A 16,059-nucleotide genomic window follows, 5' to 3' on the forward strand; every position below is an offset into this window, starting at 1 on the left:
TGCGCTGCCCGGACCTGCCAAGCTCTGAAAGCCGCGATTTCCGTTGCTTAGAAACGGAAGTGAGAGAAGGCCTTGTTGGCTTCAGCCATACGGTGCACTTCGTCACGCTTCTTCATGGCGCCGCCACGGCCTTCAGTGGCTTCCAACATTTCGTTGGCAAGGCGCTGAGCCATAGACTTTTCACCACGCTTGCGGGCAGCTTCCTTGATCCAGCGCATGGACAAAGCCAAACGACGGACAGGACGCACTTCCACAGGCACTTGGTAGTTAGCACCACCCACGCGGCGGGATTTCACTTCCACCATGGGCTTGACGTTGTTGATCGCAACGGTGAACGCTTCCAGAGCATCCTTATCGGGGTGCTTTTTAGCAATCAGTTCCAGTGCGCCGTAAATGATGCGCTCTGCAACCGCTTTTTTGCCGCCTTCCATGATCACGTTCATGAATTTGGACAGCTCTACGTTGCCGAACTTGGGATCCGGCAGGATTTCACGTTTAGGGACTTCGCGACGACGTGGCATATTTCACCTCATATTGCTTCAGTTGGTATCTTTTCAGACACCGCGAGAGTTAATCAAAACCCCCACTTACTCGACCCACTCGGACAATTCCGGGTTTCGGGTCACTTCGCCGTATCTCCGCGCCACGCGGGGAAACAGCACCGAAAATTCGAACCTACAGGGCTTATTTAGCCTTTGGCTTCTTAGCACCGTACTTGGAACGGGATTGCTTGCGGTCTTTCACGCCTTGCAAGTCCAAAGAACCGCGGACGATGTGGTAACGCACACCTGGCAAGTCCTTGACACGACCGCCGCGAACCAGCACAACGCTGTGTTCTTGCAAGTTGTGGCCTTCACCGCCGATGTAAGAGATCACCTCAAAACCGTTGGTCAAGCGCACTTTGGCAACTTTACGCAGAGCGGAGTTAGGCTTTTTAGGAGTCGTTGTGTACACACGTGTGCATACACCGCGACGCTGCGGAGAGTTCTGCATAGCAGGGCTCTTCGACTTGATGGTCTCGACCTCACGGCCTTGACGCACGAGTTGGTTAATGGTTGGCATTGAAAAACGTCCCTAAACGTTTGAATATTACGAAAACGTGAATCCCTTCGGAAATTCCGAAAAGCCTTCTAATGTAGCAGAACAAGGGTTTACGCGCAAACTGTGGCCCGATCTTCAGCGAATCCAGAGGCGCAAGGCATCCCACGTGCGGCCAATGACGCCCGCTTGCTCGACGGCATCCAGTGCGACCAAAGGCACTTCGGCAACAATTTGCTCACCGGAGCGGACCTTCAAAGTGCCCAGCACTTGCCCTTTGGCGACCGGCGCCACAATCGGCTCGTTGCGCACTACTTCGGTTTTTAGCTGCGCGCCGCTTCCGGCAGGCACCGCCACGATGACACCTTGCGGACGACCGACTTTGACTGCCGACTCGGCACCCTTCCAGACCTTGGGCGTCACCACCGCAGCACCCGCGTCATACAACTTGACCGCCTCATAGGCGGTGTAACCCCAATTGAGCAGCTTTTGTGACTCATTGGCACGCGCGCTTTCGCTCTCAGTACCCAAAACAATCGACAGCAACCGGCGGCTCCCCGCAGCGGCAGGCGAACCAGCGGGCGCACCGGCAGTCACTAAGGCCGGGAAATCACGTTTAGCAGTGGCCACAAGGCAATAGCCCGCAGCAGCGGTATGGCCTGTCTTTAGCCCGTCGACCGTCGGATCACGGAATAACAGCAGATTGCGGTTGCTGTCGTTCGCGGCAGGTGTGCCGGGGTAGCGGTACTTTTTGATCGCGTAAAAGTGCACGAAATCAGGGAAGTCACTCATCAAGCGCATCGCCAGAATGCTCAAGTCCCGGGCCGTCGTGGTGTGCCCTGCTTCAGTAAGGCCTTCGGGGTTTTTGTAGCCCGTATTTTTCATGCCGAGCACCTTGGCCTGCTCATTCATCATTTGGACAAAGCGCTCCAAAGAGCCGCCAACGCCCTCTGCCAGCGCCATCGTTGCATCGTTTCCGCTCTGCACGATCATGCCTTTGATCAAATCTTCCACGGGCACTTGCATCTTGGGGTCGATGAACATCCGGGAGCCGGGCATCTTCCAGGCACGCTCACTCACGGGGAAGGTCTGCTTGAGATCAATCTTCTTGGATCGCAAAGCGTCGAACACCAGATACGCTGTCATCAGCTTGGTGAGCGAGGCTGGCTCCACTGGCATGTCCAGATCTTTGGATGCCAGGATTTGATTCGCAGTGACGTCCATCAACAAATAGGAGCGTGCAGCCACTTCCGGCGGGCGCGGTGCTTCAGCGGCCACCGCAAAGCTCAAAGCCGCCAAAACGGAGGCAATCAATAGTTTCATAGTTCAGTCAGGTTGGAGAAAAAAATGTCGAGAAAGCGCCGGGAGCAACCCGAGAGAGCTGGCGCAGCGTCAGCCACGCAGATGACGCGCCACAATGTTGCGCAGTAATGGCAATTGTCCATGAAAGAAGTGTCCGCCCCCGGGCACGACCGTCACAGGCAAGCTCTGCGGCCGGGCCCAATTCATCACATCCGCAAGCGGAACGGTGTCGTCTTGCTCGCCGTGCAGCACCAACGTGCGATCATGAAAGTCGGGTGCAACGGGGGCCACGGCAAAGCGGCTCGCCGCCGTACCGACCAGCACCACCTGCTCAGGCTCACGCGCGGCCAATGCCAACAGCGCATGGCTGGTCACAAACGCGCCAAATGAAAAACCGGCCAGCGAAAGCCTTCCTTCAGGGGCCGTGTGCTGCACTACCGCCAGGAAATCTTGCAACTCCCCGTTGCCGTGGTCGTAGACGCCTTCGCTGGCGCCGACACCCCGAAAATTGAAACGGACCGCACGCCATCCGGCCTGAACAAACGCCCGGGCCAGCGTCTGGACCACTTTGTTGTCCATGGTGCCGCCAAACAAGGGATGGGGGTGAGCGATCACCACCGTGCCGCGCGCGGCATCAAAGGGTGGGTTCGAGGGCTCGTCAACCAGCCCCTCCAGCGAACCGGCCGGACCCGCCATCTGGAACTTTTGGGTAGAAGAATTCATTATGCTATTATTTTTATAGCAGCACCCGCAAGAAATGAGGGCGCCAACTATCGAATACGCTGTAATCAGCGACCCAAGTGGGCGGGTGTCAGCAGTCGCTCAACGACTTTGCCGTTCTTAAGGTGCGACTCCACAATCTCTTCAATATCCTGCCCATCCACAAACGAGTACCAAACCGCTTCGGGATACACCACCGCCACCGGGCCGCCGGCACAACGGTCCAAGCAGCCCGCTTTGTTGACACGGACTTTACCGGGGCCCGCCAGTCCGGCCTCTTTGACAAGTTGCTTGCACTTGTCAAAACCCTCTTGGGCGTTGTGGTGCGCACAGCAGTCTTCACCGTTCTTTCGCTCGTTCAGGCAAAAGAAAATATGGCGTTCGTAATAGGAGGGGGCGGGAGTGGTGGAATCAGTCATGCACTGATTTTAGGTTTTAGTATCTCTGCGCGCGATTTGCCCCAGAAGATACAAGGACGCCACATAAGGCCAGAGCCACCCCACCCATTGCGCCAGACCATTGAACCGGATAAACCGCCCCTGCTCCCACAACTGCAAGGTCTGTGCGAAGTACGGACTTTCAGGCGCCTGATTCAACAGACTCAAATAGACCCCCAGCGCCAACAGTGCCACGGCCGCACTGACGCGCCATGACACCAGTACCAGCAACAACGCCAAGCCGGCCCCCGCCAGCATGCCGATTTGCGTCGGCAAATCCAGCCAAGCCCAGGCATGGCCGGGCCCCCAACTCAAAGCAGCCGACAAAGCGGTGACCAACACCGCCGAAGTAGTCGTCACCACCACGACCACCACACGTCGCCACCGGGCCCGCACAATACAAAAACCCAGCAGACAAGGGATCAGCAAACCCAACGCAACGCATAGCAACTCTGTGCTCGGAGCCAAGGCAGGCCATTCCGTAGGACCTTCGGGCAACCAGCGTTCAAACTCAGAGTCCAGCAGCGCACTGCGTAGCATCTCCTCTACCCGGGTCACTACCTGACCCAAGCCCAAAGGCACCGAAGACGGGAACAACAAACCCAAGGGCCAGGTGGAGAGCAACACGATTCCGCCGCGGGAATGCGACACAAACCAGCGGCTTCGCACTTGGTTCCACCGATCGATAGCACCGGCCCTTTGCAACACAAAAGCGATGGCTGCACCGCAGCCAGCACCAAGTGAATTCAACAGAAAGTCTTCCCGAGACGGCACCCGCAAAGGCAAGTAGCTCTGCAAGGCTTCCATCAGCAGCGACAGCAGCATGACCCCCAGCGGCGCCAGCCAAACGGAGATACGTGGCCACCCCGAGCGCAAAGCGCCAAGAACAACCAGCCCCCCCAACGGAACATAACCTGCAATGTTGATCGCGACATCAAAACCGGTCCAATACCGGGGCAGTGGTGCCAGCAAAAACTCCCAGCTGGCAATCCCCTGGTCGCGCCACTCTACAAAGGGGAACAAACTCGCATACGCGACCAGTGCCGCGTACAGAGCGGCAAGTGGCCATGCGGTGGATTTGTGCACGGTTCGATACCGTCAGAACGGCTTGACCACCACCAAAACAACGATTGCGGTCAGCAACAACACCGGGATCTCGTTGAACCACCGGAAAAACACATGGCTACGCTGGCTCAGGCCGGCTTCCAACTTGCGCAACATCACCGCACATCCGTGGTGGTAGCCGATAGCCAGCAGCACCAAAGCCAGCTTGGCGTGCATCCACCCATTGCCCGGCCCACGCCCGATGCCATAACCCAACCAAAGATAGAGGCCCAGCCCCAAGGCTGGCACAGCCAACAGGGTAGTAAACCGCAACAATTTGCGTGCCATCAGCAGCAGACGGGCTCGCTCGGCATCCGAGCCGGCGGGCACCATGGCCAAGTTCACAAAAATGCGGGGAAGATAAAACAGGCCGGCAAACCAGCTGGCGATGAAAACAATGTGAAAGGCTTTGATCCAGAGCATGACCAAAGTGTAGCGGGACGGTTGCGTTTGCTACGGGCAAAAAAAACCCCAGCACACGGCTGGGGTGGTAAGCCTTTTTTGCTGTCACACATCAAGGCCCCGCTCAGGGAGGAAAGCGGGGGATAGCAAGCTACCCGGGGTTGAATTTAGCAATGTTGCGGTGGTGTGACAAGCAATTTCGGGCAATACCCCTCCAATTCGCTGAGGTATTCAGCAAATTGACTGCTTGGTCAACCCCGTGGGCCGGCCGCTTTCGGGCACAATTTTGGGCATGACCCCCTACGCCCCCTTCCCCGCCGGACGCCCGCGCCGCTTGCGCCGCGACAGTTTCACCCGCAATCTGGTGCGCGAAAACGCCTTGACCGCCCATGACCTGATCTACCCGGTCTTTGTGGTGGATGGACAAGCACAGCGCGTGCCAATCGCATCCATGCCCGGCGTAGAACGACTCAGCCTCGATTTGTTGCTGCCGGTGGCCGAGCAATGTGTGACGCTGGGCATTCCCGTCATGGCCTTGTTCCCGGTCGTCGATGCGTCGCTCAAAACTTATGATGGTGCCGAAGCCCTGAATCCGGATGGGCTAGTCCCTCGCGTGGTGCGGGCTTTGAAAAAGGAATTCCCCGACCTCGGCGTCATGACCGACGTGGCTCTGGACCCGTTCACCACCCACGGGCAAGACGGCATTCCCGACACCCGGCCCGAAGAAAACGGCTACATCCTGAACGAAGAGACCACCACTCAACTGGTGCAACAGGCGCTGACCCAAGCGCGCGCGGGTGTTGATATCGTGGCGCCGAGCGACATGATGGACGGCCGCATCGGCGCCATCCGTACCGCCCTGGAAGCTGAAAAGCTGACCCACACCCGCATCATGGCCTACAGCGCCAAATACGCCAGCGCGTTTTATGGCCCCTTCCGCGATGCGGTGGGATCGGCAGGAAACCTCGGCAAGGGCAACAAAAAAGCCTACCAAATGGATCCGGCCAATAGCGACGAGGCCCTGCGCGAAGTGGCCATGGATATCGCCGAAGGGGCGGACATGGTGATGGTCAAACCCGGTATGCCCTACCTGGACGTCGTGCGCCGCGTCAAAGACGAGTTCAGGATTCCTACCTTCGCCTACCAGGTGAGCGGCGAATACGCGATGCTCAAAGCCGCCGCCCTCAACGGCTGGCTGGACCACGATGCGGTCATGCTCGAGAGCCTGCTGGCGTTCAAACGCGCGGGCGCCGACGGCATCCTGACCTATTTCGCCATCGATGCAGCGCGGGCACTGCGCGCCTGAAGCCATGCGCATCTTCCACATTGAGCCCGGCCATGTCCGTGAAAGCGCAGATTTAGAGCAGCTCTCTGCCGCTGACCTGAAAGGCTCGGGCTATGTGTGGATTGCCTGCAGCCGCCCCGAATTTGAAGCGGAACAAGCGCGCGTCCAAGCCGCACTGCAGCAGCTATGCGGCGAGCAACTGGTCGATCTGCACATCTCCGACCTGATCAACAAGCAGCTGCCGTCGCACTACGACTACACCTCCCAATACGACATGCTGGTGTTCAGGCGCCTGGTCGCCGGCAGCACCGGCACCCTGCCCCTGAATGCGCCCAAGGCGGAAGGCACATCGCCGCGCTTGAGCGGCCCGCCCATCTTGCGGCGTATCGACACCAGCCCGGTCGGGTTTGCGGTGTTTGACAACGTGCTGCTCTCTGTGCACCCCGACGACTGCACCGTGCGCGATGCCTATGCCGACAAACTGCTGCAGGCAACACCTGCCGCCGAGCCGCGCGCCGCAGGCGCCCGCCAGCCCACCGGCCCCGCCGACTTGATGCTGCGCATCGTGAACTCGATGGTGGATGGCTACCTCGCGCTGCGCCGCGAACTCACACAACAGCTCGACCACTGGCAAAACGAGCTCTTGAGCCCCCGCACCCGCTTTACCAACTGGACCTCCCTGCTGGAGGCCCGCATGGCCTTGCACCAGCTCGATGATGTGTGCGAAGAGCAGCGCTCCAGCATTCAGGATTGGATAGAAGCCATCAAGACCTGGCCGGAGACGACGGGCCCCGCCGATGCCCGCGAACGCGAGCTGCTGGAGGTGCGCAGCCGCGATGTGCTGGAACATATTGAGCGGGTAGTCCACCACGTGCGTCGCCTGGAGCAAAGCGTGGAGACTGCCGTGCAAATGCACTTCAGCGTGCAAGGCAGCCGCACCAACGACATCATGCGCACGCTCACGGTGCTGACCGCTATCTTTTTGCCGCTGAATCTGATGGCTGGTATTTTTGGGATGAACTTCGACTTCATCCCCCTGCTCCACCAGCAAGGTGGCTTCTGGTGGATTTTGGGGGCGATGGGCCTGACGGCGGCTGCATTGGCCCTCGTCTTCTGGCGCAAACGCTACCTCGCGCGCACCAACCGGTAGCCTGGTTTAGGGTATCGGCGCCCCACTCGTCAACCGACGTGGGTGCGCAAAAAAGCCAGCGTGCGCTGCCGCGCGAGCGCAGCGGCCTCGACCTGGTACGCGCCGCGCTGGTCGCAGTTAAAGCCGTGCTGGGCCGGATAGAGATGCACCTCCACCCCCGGCTGCGCCAGCGTGAACGCCTGCACCGTGGCCAAGGGAATGGCGTGGTCCTGCTCGCCGAAATGCGCCATCACCGGGCACGCGGGCGTGCGCGCGGCCTCGACCGGTGTTGTCATGCCGCCCCCGTAATAGGGCACCGCCCCGGCCAAGCCCGGCACCTGTTCGGCTGCACGCCAAGCCAGCCAGCCGCCCCAGCAGTAACCCATCACCGCCACCTTGCCGGCACTGCGCGCAGCGTCCACCGCGGCCTGCACCTCTTGCAGGGGGCCGGGCGGCGGCAACGCCTCGGTGCGCGCCTTGAGCGCGACACCGGCGGCCACATCATCCGGGCTGTAGCCCAGCTCGACGCCGGCTTGCACCCGATGAAACATGGCAGGCGCCACCACCAAGTAGCCATCGGCGGCGTAGCTGTCTGCCACTGCCCGGATGTGGGTGTTCACGCCGAAGATTTCTTGCAGCAAGACCAAGCCCCCACGCGGGGTAGCGGCAGGCGTGGCCACATAGGCGGGAATGGAAGTGCCGTCGACACAGGTGAGAGTGATGTTGCTGCCCATGGGGTGTCCTGACATGGCGTGCGCTGTTTACTGCGCCTGAAAGCCGCTGGCTTTGATCAGCTTTGCCCAGACCTGGGTGTACGCCTGCTCACGCTTGGCGAGTTGCTGCGAGTTCATGAAGCCCACCGTCAGGCCCATGGCGGTGAGGTGGTCTTTCACGTCGGGCTGTGCCAGCACTTTGGCCAGCGCGTCCGAGACCTTGTCGATGGCCGCTTTGGGCGTACCGGCCGGAGCAAACAACCCGTAGTAGGGCATGTCTTCCAAACCGCCTAACCCGAGCTCACTGAATGTGGGCACATCCGGCAGGACCGCCTGGCGGCTGCCACCGAGCACCGCCACGATGCGGATTTTTCCGGCCTTGTGGTTTTCAATAAAGTCCGGCACCGAGCCCACGCCAGCGGCGATTTGATTGCCCAGCATATCGGCCATCATCGGTGCGCTGCCGCGGTACGGAGCAGCCACCAAGTCCAGCTTGTATTTCTCGCCCAGCACCTTGACCAGAAACTCCGGGGTGGAGGCCGGCGCCGGCACCCCCAGCGTGCCCTTGCCGCCCTGGGTGCGCACCCAGGCCACGTACTCGGCCGTCGATTTGGCTGGGGTGCCGCCAGACACTGCCAAAGCATTCACAAAGGTGGCGAAACCAGCGACCGGAACAAAGTCTTTGGCCGGATCAAAGCCGGGGTTCTTGACCACCTGCGGCAAGATGGAAATCGTGTGGTCGTGGGTCAAAAACAGCGTGTTGCCATCGGGGGCTGCCGCTTTAAGGCTTTGAGCCGCGATCTGGCCGCCTGCACCGGCCTTGTTCTCCACCACCACCGGCACACCGAGCTGGTCTTTGAGTTTGTCCGCCAAGGTGCGGGCAATCGCGTCAGTTCCCCCGCCAGCAGGAAAGCCGACCAGAATCCGCACAGGCCCGGTCTGGGCCTGTGCTACCGAGACCATAAAGGCCGATGCCACGGCCATACGCACACCCCATGCCGCTGCGCGGCGCATTCCTACGATCCAATTTGCCATAAAGTCCTCCGGATTGACCATTGAATGCCGTCGTTGCGGCGGTAAGCCACAAGCGTAAGCCAAAAAACGGCGTGCGCTTTACCATGGGCACCATGCAACCTATTGTTCTCATCACCGGCGGCTCCCGCGGTATCGGTGCCGCTACGGCATTCGCGGCAGCGAATGCCGGCTATGCCGTCGCCGTCAACTACGCACACAACTCACTGGCGGCCGACGAGGTGGTGCGCCAGATCCGCCAGCAGGGCGGGACCGCGATCACGGTACAGGCCGACGTGGCCGAAGAGGCCCAGGTACTCGGCATGTTTGACAAAGTCGATGCCAAACTCGGCCGCATCACCGGGCTGGTCAACAACGCCGGGGTGGTAGACCATGCCTGCCGCGTGGCCGACATGAGTGCAGAGCGCATGCGCCGCATGCTCAATACCAACGTGTTGGGCAGCATGCTGTGCGCCCGCGAAGCCGTGCGCCGCATGAGCACCCGCTGTGGGGGTGAGGGCGGCAGCATCGTGAACCTCTCCAGCGTGGCCGCTACCCTCGGCTCGCCCGGGCAGTATGTGGACTATGCGGCCAGCAAAGGCGCGATCGACAGCTTTACATTGGGTCTGGCGCGCGAAGTGGCGACTGAAGGCATCCGGGTGAATGCGGTGCGGCCTGGCATTATTGACACCGACATCCACGCCTCGGGCGGACAACCAGACCGGGCCCAGCGGCTAGCGCCCCAGGTGCCCATGCAGCGCCCCGGCCGCGCCGAGGAGGTGGCCGCCAGCATCGTGTGGCTTTTGGGCGCGCAGTCCAGCTACACCACCGGCGCGCTGCTGGATGTAGCCGGCGGGCGCTGACCGCGCCCTCGCCTTACGGCCGTGCGGCGGGCTCAGGCGGCAAGCCGAAGAGCGCCGCCGCATTGCCCCATGCAATCTTGCGGGCCACAGCAGGCGGCAAGCCGCCCAGCCAGGCGCGGTACTCGGACATCAGCGCTTCGTAATACTGCCAGCGCTGGTTGACCCAGGTGTCAGAGCCGATCACGAACCGGTCCGGAAACTCCAGCAACAAAGCCCGCCACTCAGGGCATAGCACGGGGGCCGATCCGGTGGCGCAGGTCAGCCCCGGGCGGTAAGACAACTCACCAATCAAACCCGGGTACTTGCGCAGCAAGGCGCGCACCCTCTCTACCGGGACACCGCCTATGCCGGTGTGCGCCCAAATGAGCCGGCTGCGCGCGCCGCCGGAGGGGGTGGCACCCAACAGGCCATCGATGGTGATGTCGTCCACATGCGCCAGCACCACCAGCCCTTCGCGCTCCGCCCGCGCCATCAACTGCACCGCCACTGGGCCGCTGGCATTGGCGCTGTCATAAAGATGGAACTCGCCCAGCCCCCGGTAAGGGCCGGCCGCCGTGCCCCGCGCCAACTCCATGTCCACCATAGTGGCAATCGTCGGGTCGCGAAACCAGTTGTCGTAATCGGCCCGGTCCCGGTAGAGGCGAACCAGCGGGACCACCGTGACGCCGGCCGCCTGCGTCAAAGCACCGGCTGACGCTAACGTGCGGGTGCCGTCATTGGGGCGGGAGTTGGCCAGTACCGCCCGCACCCCACTGCGCTGCATGCGGGCCAGCACGTCGTCCAAGGGGTGGGCTTGCTGTGCCTCCACGTTGTAGTGCAGATGGGCATCAAAAATAGGGCCCGCATAGTCGGCGGCTTGCGCGCCAGTCGCCCATGCCATTCCGGTAAACAGCCAGGTCAAAAACGTGTGTTGCATCGTGCGCGCTCCGCCAAAGAATGGATCGCAGGTGTAGCAGGTTTTACCGATGCGCGCACTGCCCGGGTGCATTACTATCCGTGCCTCTGCCGCTCCCGGCAGCACCAACTGGACTGCGCTATGGACCTTAAACCTCTGGTGACCCTGCTGGCCATCGTGAACCCGCTGGCCATCGTGCCATTTTTCATCCACTACACCCAGGGATTCTCCGGGGCCCAACGGCGCAACACTATCTGGGTGTCGTCGTTCAGCGCCTTTTTGGTGATTGCTGTCAGCGCATTGCTGGGCTTGCAAATTCTGGAGTTTTTCGGCATTTCGCTGGCCAGCTTCCAGGTGGGCGGCGGTATGTTGCTGCTGACCAGTGCCCTAAACATGCTGAACGCGCAACCCGCCGAAGCCAAACCCAGCAGCCACGAACTGCAAGATGGCGCAGAAAAAGCCGCCATGGGCGCCAGCATTGCGGTCGTGCCACTCACTATCCCGCTGCTGACCGGCCCGGCCACTATGTCCACCGTGGTGATTTATGCCGACAAGGCCAAAACGTTTTTCCAACTCGGGACCCTGGTCGGGTACGGCGTGGTGATCGCGCTGGCTACGGCCCTGTGCTTTTCGCTGGCACAACCGATTGCGCGTTTTCTGGGCAAAACCGGCATCAATGTGATGACCCGGCTGATGGGGCTGATTTTGGCGGCCTTGGCCGTCGAGGTGATGAGCGACGGGTTGACCAAGCTCTTCCCGGTACTCGGCGGCCAATAAGTGACCCGCGCAGACTCAGGTGTCTGCTATGCCGTGGCGGTTTAAAAAGTCGCCCACCAGCTCCAAGCGGAGCAAAGGGTTGTCGAGCTGCATCAGTCCTTGGCGCAGCTCTGGCGGGAGCTGTAACAACTCGCACCACCGGTTGGCGACCCAGGCGCAGTCGTCAAACTGGTAAGGCGGCTGCACCGGCAGCTCTGCCGCTCCGTTGCGCAGGCTCAGGTTCTCCAACAGCGACTCCAGCGCCTTGGACACTACTTTCAGATCGTCCGGCACCGGCATGGTGCGATCAGGCGGCAGGCCTTGCACATCCGCCACCCACAAACCGTGCTTGAGACGCTCGCGCCGGGTAACGCGAAAGCGCTCGCCCGCCGTGCAGCGCACCAGCATCAAGCCCGCTTGCGGTGCCGAAAACTCAGTCACGGTCGCCAGGGTGCCGATGTCCACAAACGCTTCGTTCGCAAACCCGTCGCCAGAAGCCTCGGGGCGCCGCACCTCTTGCCCTTGGGTCAGCGAGACCACGCCGAAAGGGGCTCCGGTTTTGTGGCACCGGCCGATAAGGTCCAGGTAGCGCACCTCGAAAATCTGCAGCTGCAAACTGCCACCGGGGTAAAGCACCGTGTTGAGCGGAAACAGCGGCAGGGATTGCAAGGTCAGAAGTTCAGCCATGGCTTCGCCCGTGGGTTCAGGGTCTGGTGGTGGGCAAGGCGGCTTGGGTTTGCTGCACCCAGTCGTCGAGCTGTGTGATCGCGGACTGGGCCGCTACGGTCAAGGCGCGCACACCACCGGCCGCATCGGGCGTGGGCGCGGAGCTGCTGGCCACTACGGTGCGCTGCGCCACCAGGGTTTCGCCCCCTGGACCTGCACGGAGCAAGGTGGCCCGCACCCGCAGCACGCCGCGGCTGGCCTGCGGGCTGTCAAACAGCTGGCTGAACTCTTCGAGCTCCATGCGCAACACCAGTGCTCCGGCAGGGCTGGGGCCACCTTCGTTCGCATTGAGGATCGGGCGCTGTGCGCTCAGTGTAGCCCGCAGTTGCTGGCGCAGTAGCTGCGCAGGCGGCATGCTCCAGCGGGCTTGGGCATAGGGGCGCAACAGCTGGCCATCGGTGTAGTTGAGGCGGTAAAGCACTGCCGAGCCCTCCAAGGCAAGCGGGGCCTGAACATCGGCCATCACCAACAAAGGCAAGGGCGCCATGCGGTTCTGCGGCTGCGGCTCCACCACGCCCGGGCCGAAGTCATACACCGCCGTGGTCACCCCACGCGGCGCAGAGCAGGCGCCCAGCGCCACGACAAAAATCAAGCCCAATGAGGCTCTAGCCCAAGCAATACCTGCGCGAGCAGCTATTTTTTTCATAGCAAAATCACTCTCATGGTTCAGAACCCTCATGGTGCTGTAGCCGGCGCAGGCGCCACAAAGCCGGACTCGCCGGGGCCGGGCAGACCGGTAGTGCGCCCGAACAGCACACTCTGGGGGTTGTCATTCAGACTCTCCACCGCGCGGCCGACCTGGCGGGCTGTGCGGCCGGTGTCCTCGACCGTGCGCTGAAGGCGCGGCAGCAACTGGATCTGGATCTGGCGGCTGGTCGTGGCCAGTGCATCGGTGCTCTGGCCGATTTTGTCGAGGGTGCCCCCCGGGTCGCTCATGCGCTTGGAGGTCCGTTGGAACTCGGTGGCCGAGTTGCGCACCGCATCGGCGCTGGCGCCCAAGCGCTCGGTGGTGATTTGGATACTTTTCAAGGTGGCGTCTGCCTGGGCCACCATGTGGGGCAGGTTCATCGCCACCGGGTTGCCGTCGGCCCCCAACACCTGGTCTGCCCGTTTGGTCAGGGCGCTGATGTTGGCCGCGGCATCGCTCAGGTTGCTGATCGCGCCCATCAATTGCTTCTGGTTGTCGTTCGCCAGCAAGCCGTTCATCCGGATGCTGGCTTGCTCGAGCTGGGTGAGCAGGTTGCCGCCCTGCTCCGACAAGCGCGACACCATGCTGGCCCGCATCGGGATGCGGGGGGCCGCGTCGCCCTCTGCCACCAGCGCGGGGCTGCCTTCGTCCTTGTCGTCGAGCTGCACAAAGGCCAAACCAGTCACACCCTGGAAACCCAGCGAGGCATAGGTAGTGCGGGTGATCGGGGCAGCTTCATTGACCGCAATCCGCAGCAGCACATTGCCTCGCTGCAGGGGGTCGAGTGCAATGTCGGTCACCCGGCCGACCAGCACCCCTTTGTAGCGGACTGCTGCCTGGGGCTGCAGTCCGGTCACGCCTTCGGCGCTCGATATCTCGAACATGCGCTGCTCGGTGGTGTCCCGGGTCAGCCACACTGCTAGTGCAGTCAGCAATGCCAACAGTGCCACCACAAAGGCCCCGGCAGCCAGGGCGTGAGATTTGTTTTCCATACCTTGTCGATCTAACCTGCATTGGAGGGCGAATGCAAGAGCGCTTGCGCACGGCGCCCTCGTCCACCCCTGAAAAAGTCTTGCACAAACGGATGCTCAAAAGCCACCACCGCCTCTGGTGCCGCATCCAGCACCACCCGCTTGTCCGCCACGACCGCAATCCGGGTACTGAGTTCGAAAATGGTATCGAGGTCGTGGGTCACCATCACCACCGTCAAGTCCAGCTCCCGGTGCAGGCTCTGCAAGAGCGCACAAAATGCATCGGCGCTATCGGGGTCCAGGCCTGCGGTGGGTTCGTCCAGCAGCAGCAAGGGCGGGTCCATGGCGAGTGCGCGCGCCAGTGCTACCCGCTTGATCATGCCGCCGGACAAGTCCGAGGGCATTTTGTGGGCGTGCTTGGGGTCCAGCCCCACCATCTGCAACTTGACCATGGCCACATCGCGCACCAAGGCGGGCGGCAGGGTACCGCGCTCGCGCAGCGGAAATGCAATGTTCTCCAGCACCGTGAATGCAGAAAACAAAGCCCCGTGCTGAAACAACATGCCTACCCGGCTGGACGCTCCGGCGCGCCCCAGCTCTGCAGCAGGCCGGCCCTGCACGGTCACGGTGCCACGGGTCGGTGTTTCCAGCCCGAGCATCTGGCGCAGCAAGACGGTTTTGCCGCTGCCGGAGCCGCCCACGATCGAGAGCAGCTCGCCTTGCGCGACTGTGAGGTCGAGGTCTTGGTGGATCACGGTAGCAGTGCCGGCGGTTTTGAACACGGACCACAGCTGGTCGATCTGCACCATGGCCTTGGCAGCGTCGCTCATAGGCCCACCGATTTAAAGACGACCGCAAAAAGCGCATCCACCAGAATCACCATGGTGATGGAACTCACCACCGATGCGGTGGTGCCCTGGCCCAGACTCTGGGTGTCTGGCTTGACCCGAAGGCCATGGTGGCAGGCGATCAGCGCAATCAGGACGCCAAACACACAGGACTTGCCCAGGGCCAGCCACAGGTTGGCAATCTCTACGGTTTTGGGCAAAGCAGACACAAAGTAAGCCGGTGTGAGACCCATGCTCAGGTCTGCGGCCAGCATGCCGCCCAGCAAGGCCGCCAGCGTGGTCCACACTGCAACCAAGGGCATGGCCACCGCCATGGCCAAGGTGCGAGGCATGACGAGCCGGAACCCCTTGGGAATGCCCATGACGCGCATGGCGTCGAGCTCTTCCGTCACCCGCATGACGCCGATTTGCGCCGTGATCGCCGAGCCTGAACGCCCGGCTACCAGAATCGCTGCCAGCACAGGCCCGAGCTCGCGTATCAGCGACATGCCGAGAATATTGACGATGAAGCTGTCCGCGCCGTATTGGCGCAGCTGCTTGGACATCAGGTACGCCAACACCACACCGATCAAAAAGCCCACGAGCGCGGTTATCGGCAGCGCAGTGGCCCCGATGCGGTAAAGGTGCCCCGACACATCCCGCCAAGGGCCCTGCAGGGGGTGGCGGGCGAGTTGCACGCAGTCCAACAGCAACTGCCCCGTCATGCGCAGCAGCCCGACCAGGTGCGACTGCACACCGGCGAGTTTGCGGCCCAAGGCCGTCAACAACACATGCCAATCCATAGGGTCGGCGGGAGGCGGTGGCACCGAAAAGCGGGCCACCCGTTCCAGCAGGGCTTTGTGGATAGGCTCGGCCAGCAGTTGCTCCGGCCAGTGGCGACTCCAGAAGTTCCAGAGCGCCTGGGCACCGGTATGGTCCATACGCAGCACCGGCTGCGCATCCCACACCACCGCCGGAGCAGCCTTGACCGCCGCCGCTACGGTGCGCCATTGGGCCTCGATACCAAGCCAGGCGGCAGGCGCTGAGAGCGCATCAGCCGTCCATGTCCCGCGCAGAGTGACCCGCAGACCTTCTGGGTCCTGGGTGATGCTGAGTGCGGGCTGGGTGTCCTCCACGGGTCTGGTAGTGTGAGTGGCTAAGGTGCGCATGGTAACTGCTCACAAATGCAAGC

The 16,059-nt window shown here is 61.9% G+C and carries 19 protein-coding genes; 4 read left to right on the forward strand and 15 right to left on the reverse strand.

Annotated features, from left to right (window positions below; genetic code table 11):
- Positions 1-47: 47 nt before the first annotated feature.
- The 7 genes from rpsG to RAE21_RS15150 all read right to left on the reverse strand — a co-directional run bounded on the left by rpsG (position 48) and on the right by RAE21_RS15150 (position 5,024).
- Entirely contained in the window at positions 48-521 is a 474-nt protein-coding gene (gene rpsG, locus RAE21_RS15120; RefSeq protein WP_087495494.1) for a 30S ribosomal protein S7, read from the reverse strand.
- Positions 522-684: 163 nt separating this feature from the next.
- Entirely contained in the window at positions 685-1,062 is a 378-nt protein-coding gene (gene rpsL, locus RAE21_RS15125; protein ID WP_011466063.1) for a 30S ribosomal protein S12, read from the reverse strand.
- 114 nt (positions 1,063-1,176) lie between these two features.
- Complete coding sequence (locus RAE21_RS15130) at positions 1,177-2,361, reverse strand: D-alanyl-D-alanine carboxypeptidase family protein (protein ID WP_313882063.1); 1,185 nt, start codon at positions 2,359-2,361, stop codon at positions 1,177-1,179.
- Between the two features lie 69 nt (positions 2,362-2,430).
- The gene (locus tag RAE21_RS15135) at positions 2,431-3,063 is read right to left on the reverse strand and encodes an alpha/beta hydrolase (RefSeq protein WP_313882064.1); all 633 of its coding nucleotides are present in this window, start codon (positions 3,061-3,063) and stop codon (positions 2,431-2,433) included.
- Between the two features lie 65 nt (positions 3,064-3,128).
- On the reverse strand, positions 3,129-3,479 hold the full coding sequence (locus tag RAE21_RS15140) for a (2Fe-2S) ferredoxin domain-containing protein (RefSeq protein ID WP_313882065.1): 351 nt from the start codon (positions 3,477-3,479) through the stop codon (positions 3,129-3,131).
- A 9-nt stretch (positions 3,480-3,488) separates the two neighbouring features.
- Positions 3,489-4,583 (reverse strand): VanZ family protein, encoded by a 1,095-nt coding sequence (locus tag RAE21_RS15145; protein WP_313882066.1) that lies wholly within the window; start codon positions 4,581-4,583, stop codon positions 3,489-3,491.
- 12 nt (positions 4,584-4,595) lie between these two features.
- The gene (locus RAE21_RS15150) at positions 4,596-5,024 is read right to left on the reverse strand and encodes a CopD family protein (RefSeq protein ID WP_313882067.1); all 429 of its coding nucleotides are present in this window, start codon (positions 5,022-5,024) and stop codon (positions 4,596-4,598) included.
- A gap of 271 nt (positions 5,025-5,295) precedes the next feature.
- Between RAE21_RS15150 and hemB the strand changes: the two genes are divergently transcribed.
- Entirely contained in the window at positions 5,296-6,309 is a 1,014-nt protein-coding gene (hemB, locus tag RAE21_RS15155; RefSeq protein WP_313882068.1) for a porphobilinogen synthase, read from the forward strand.
- Between the two features lie 4 nt (positions 6,310-6,313).
- Positions 6,314-7,438, forward strand: a complete 1,125-nt coding sequence (locus RAE21_RS15160) for a magnesium transporter CorA family protein (protein WP_313882069.1) — start codon at positions 6,314-6,316, stop codon at positions 7,436-7,438.
- 29 nt (positions 7,439-7,467) lie between these two features.
- Here the strand turns inward: RAE21_RS15160 and RAE21_RS15165 are convergent, their stop codons facing one another.
- Entirely contained in the window at positions 7,468-8,151 is a 684-nt protein-coding gene (locus RAE21_RS15165) for a dienelactone hydrolase family protein (RefSeq protein WP_313882717.1), read from the reverse strand.
- A 27-nt stretch (positions 8,152-8,178) separates the two neighbouring features.
- Positions 8,179-9,114 (reverse strand): Bug family tripartite tricarboxylate transporter substrate binding protein, encoded by a 936-nt coding sequence (locus RAE21_RS15170; protein ID WP_313882718.1) that lies wholly within the window; start codon positions 9,112-9,114, stop codon positions 8,179-8,181.
- A gap of 143 nt (positions 9,115-9,257) precedes the next feature.
- Between RAE21_RS15170 and RAE21_RS15175 the strand changes: the two genes are divergently transcribed.
- Positions 9,258-10,004 carry an SDR family oxidoreductase gene (locus tag RAE21_RS15175; RefSeq protein WP_313882070.1) on the forward strand — a complete coding sequence of 249 codons (747 nt, stop codon included), beginning with the start codon at positions 9,258-9,260 and terminating at the stop codon, positions 10,002-10,004.
- Between the two features lie 13 nt (positions 10,005-10,017).
- On the opposite strand, the gene RAE21_RS15180 is transcribed toward RAE21_RS15175, so the two are convergent.
- Positions 10,018-10,920 carry an amidohydrolase family protein gene (locus tag RAE21_RS15180; protein WP_313882071.1) on the reverse strand — a complete coding sequence of 301 codons (903 nt, stop codon included), beginning with the start codon at positions 10,918-10,920 and terminating at the stop codon, positions 10,018-10,020.
- Between the two features lie 120 nt (positions 10,921-11,040).
- Between RAE21_RS15180 and RAE21_RS15185 the strand changes: the two genes are divergently transcribed.
- Positions 11,041-11,676 carry a MarC family protein gene (locus RAE21_RS15185; protein ID WP_313882072.1) on the forward strand — a complete coding sequence of 212 codons (636 nt, stop codon included), beginning with the start codon at positions 11,041-11,043 and terminating at the stop codon, positions 11,674-11,676.
- A 15-nt stretch (positions 11,677-11,691) separates the two neighbouring features.
- On the opposite strand, the gene RAE21_RS15190 is transcribed toward RAE21_RS15185, so the two are convergent.
- The 5 genes from RAE21_RS15190 to RAE21_RS15210 are packed head-to-tail and all read right to left on the reverse strand — an operon-like array spanning position 11,692 to position 16,003.
- Positions 11,692-12,342 carry an LON peptidase substrate-binding domain-containing protein gene (locus RAE21_RS15190; RefSeq protein ID WP_313882073.1) on the reverse strand — a complete coding sequence of 217 codons (651 nt, stop codon included), beginning with the start codon at positions 12,340-12,342 and terminating at the stop codon, positions 11,692-11,694.
- A gap of 16 nt (positions 12,343-12,358) precedes the next feature.
- Complete coding sequence (locus RAE21_RS15195) at positions 12,359-13,027, reverse strand: ABC-type transport auxiliary lipoprotein family protein (RefSeq protein WP_313882074.1); 669 nt, start codon at positions 13,025-13,027, stop codon at positions 12,359-12,361.
- A 29-nt stretch (positions 13,028-13,056) separates the two neighbouring features.
- Positions 13,057-14,061 carry an MlaD family protein gene (locus tag RAE21_RS15200; RefSeq protein ID WP_313882075.1) on the reverse strand — a complete coding sequence of 335 codons (1,005 nt, stop codon included), beginning with the start codon at positions 14,059-14,061 and terminating at the stop codon, positions 13,057-13,059.
- Positions 14,062-14,072: 11 nt separating this feature from the next.
- Positions 14,073-14,870 (reverse strand): ABC transporter ATP-binding protein, encoded by a 798-nt coding sequence (locus tag RAE21_RS15205; protein WP_313882076.1) that lies wholly within the window; start codon positions 14,868-14,870, stop codon positions 14,073-14,075.
- On the reverse strand, positions 14,867-16,003 hold the full coding sequence (locus RAE21_RS15210; RefSeq protein ID WP_313882077.1) for an MlaE family ABC transporter permease: 1,137 nt from the start codon (positions 16,001-16,003) through the stop codon (positions 14,867-14,869). The genes RAE21_RS15205 and RAE21_RS15210 overlap by 4 nt, the downstream gene beginning before the upstream one ends.
- Positions 16,004-16,059: the final 56 nt, after the last annotated feature.

It is taken from the genome of Rhodoferax potami, from assembly GCF_032193765.1.
Taxonomy (GTDB): domain Bacteria; phylum Pseudomonadota; class Gammaproteobacteria; order Burkholderiales; family Burkholderiaceae_C; genus Allorhodoferax; species Allorhodoferax potami.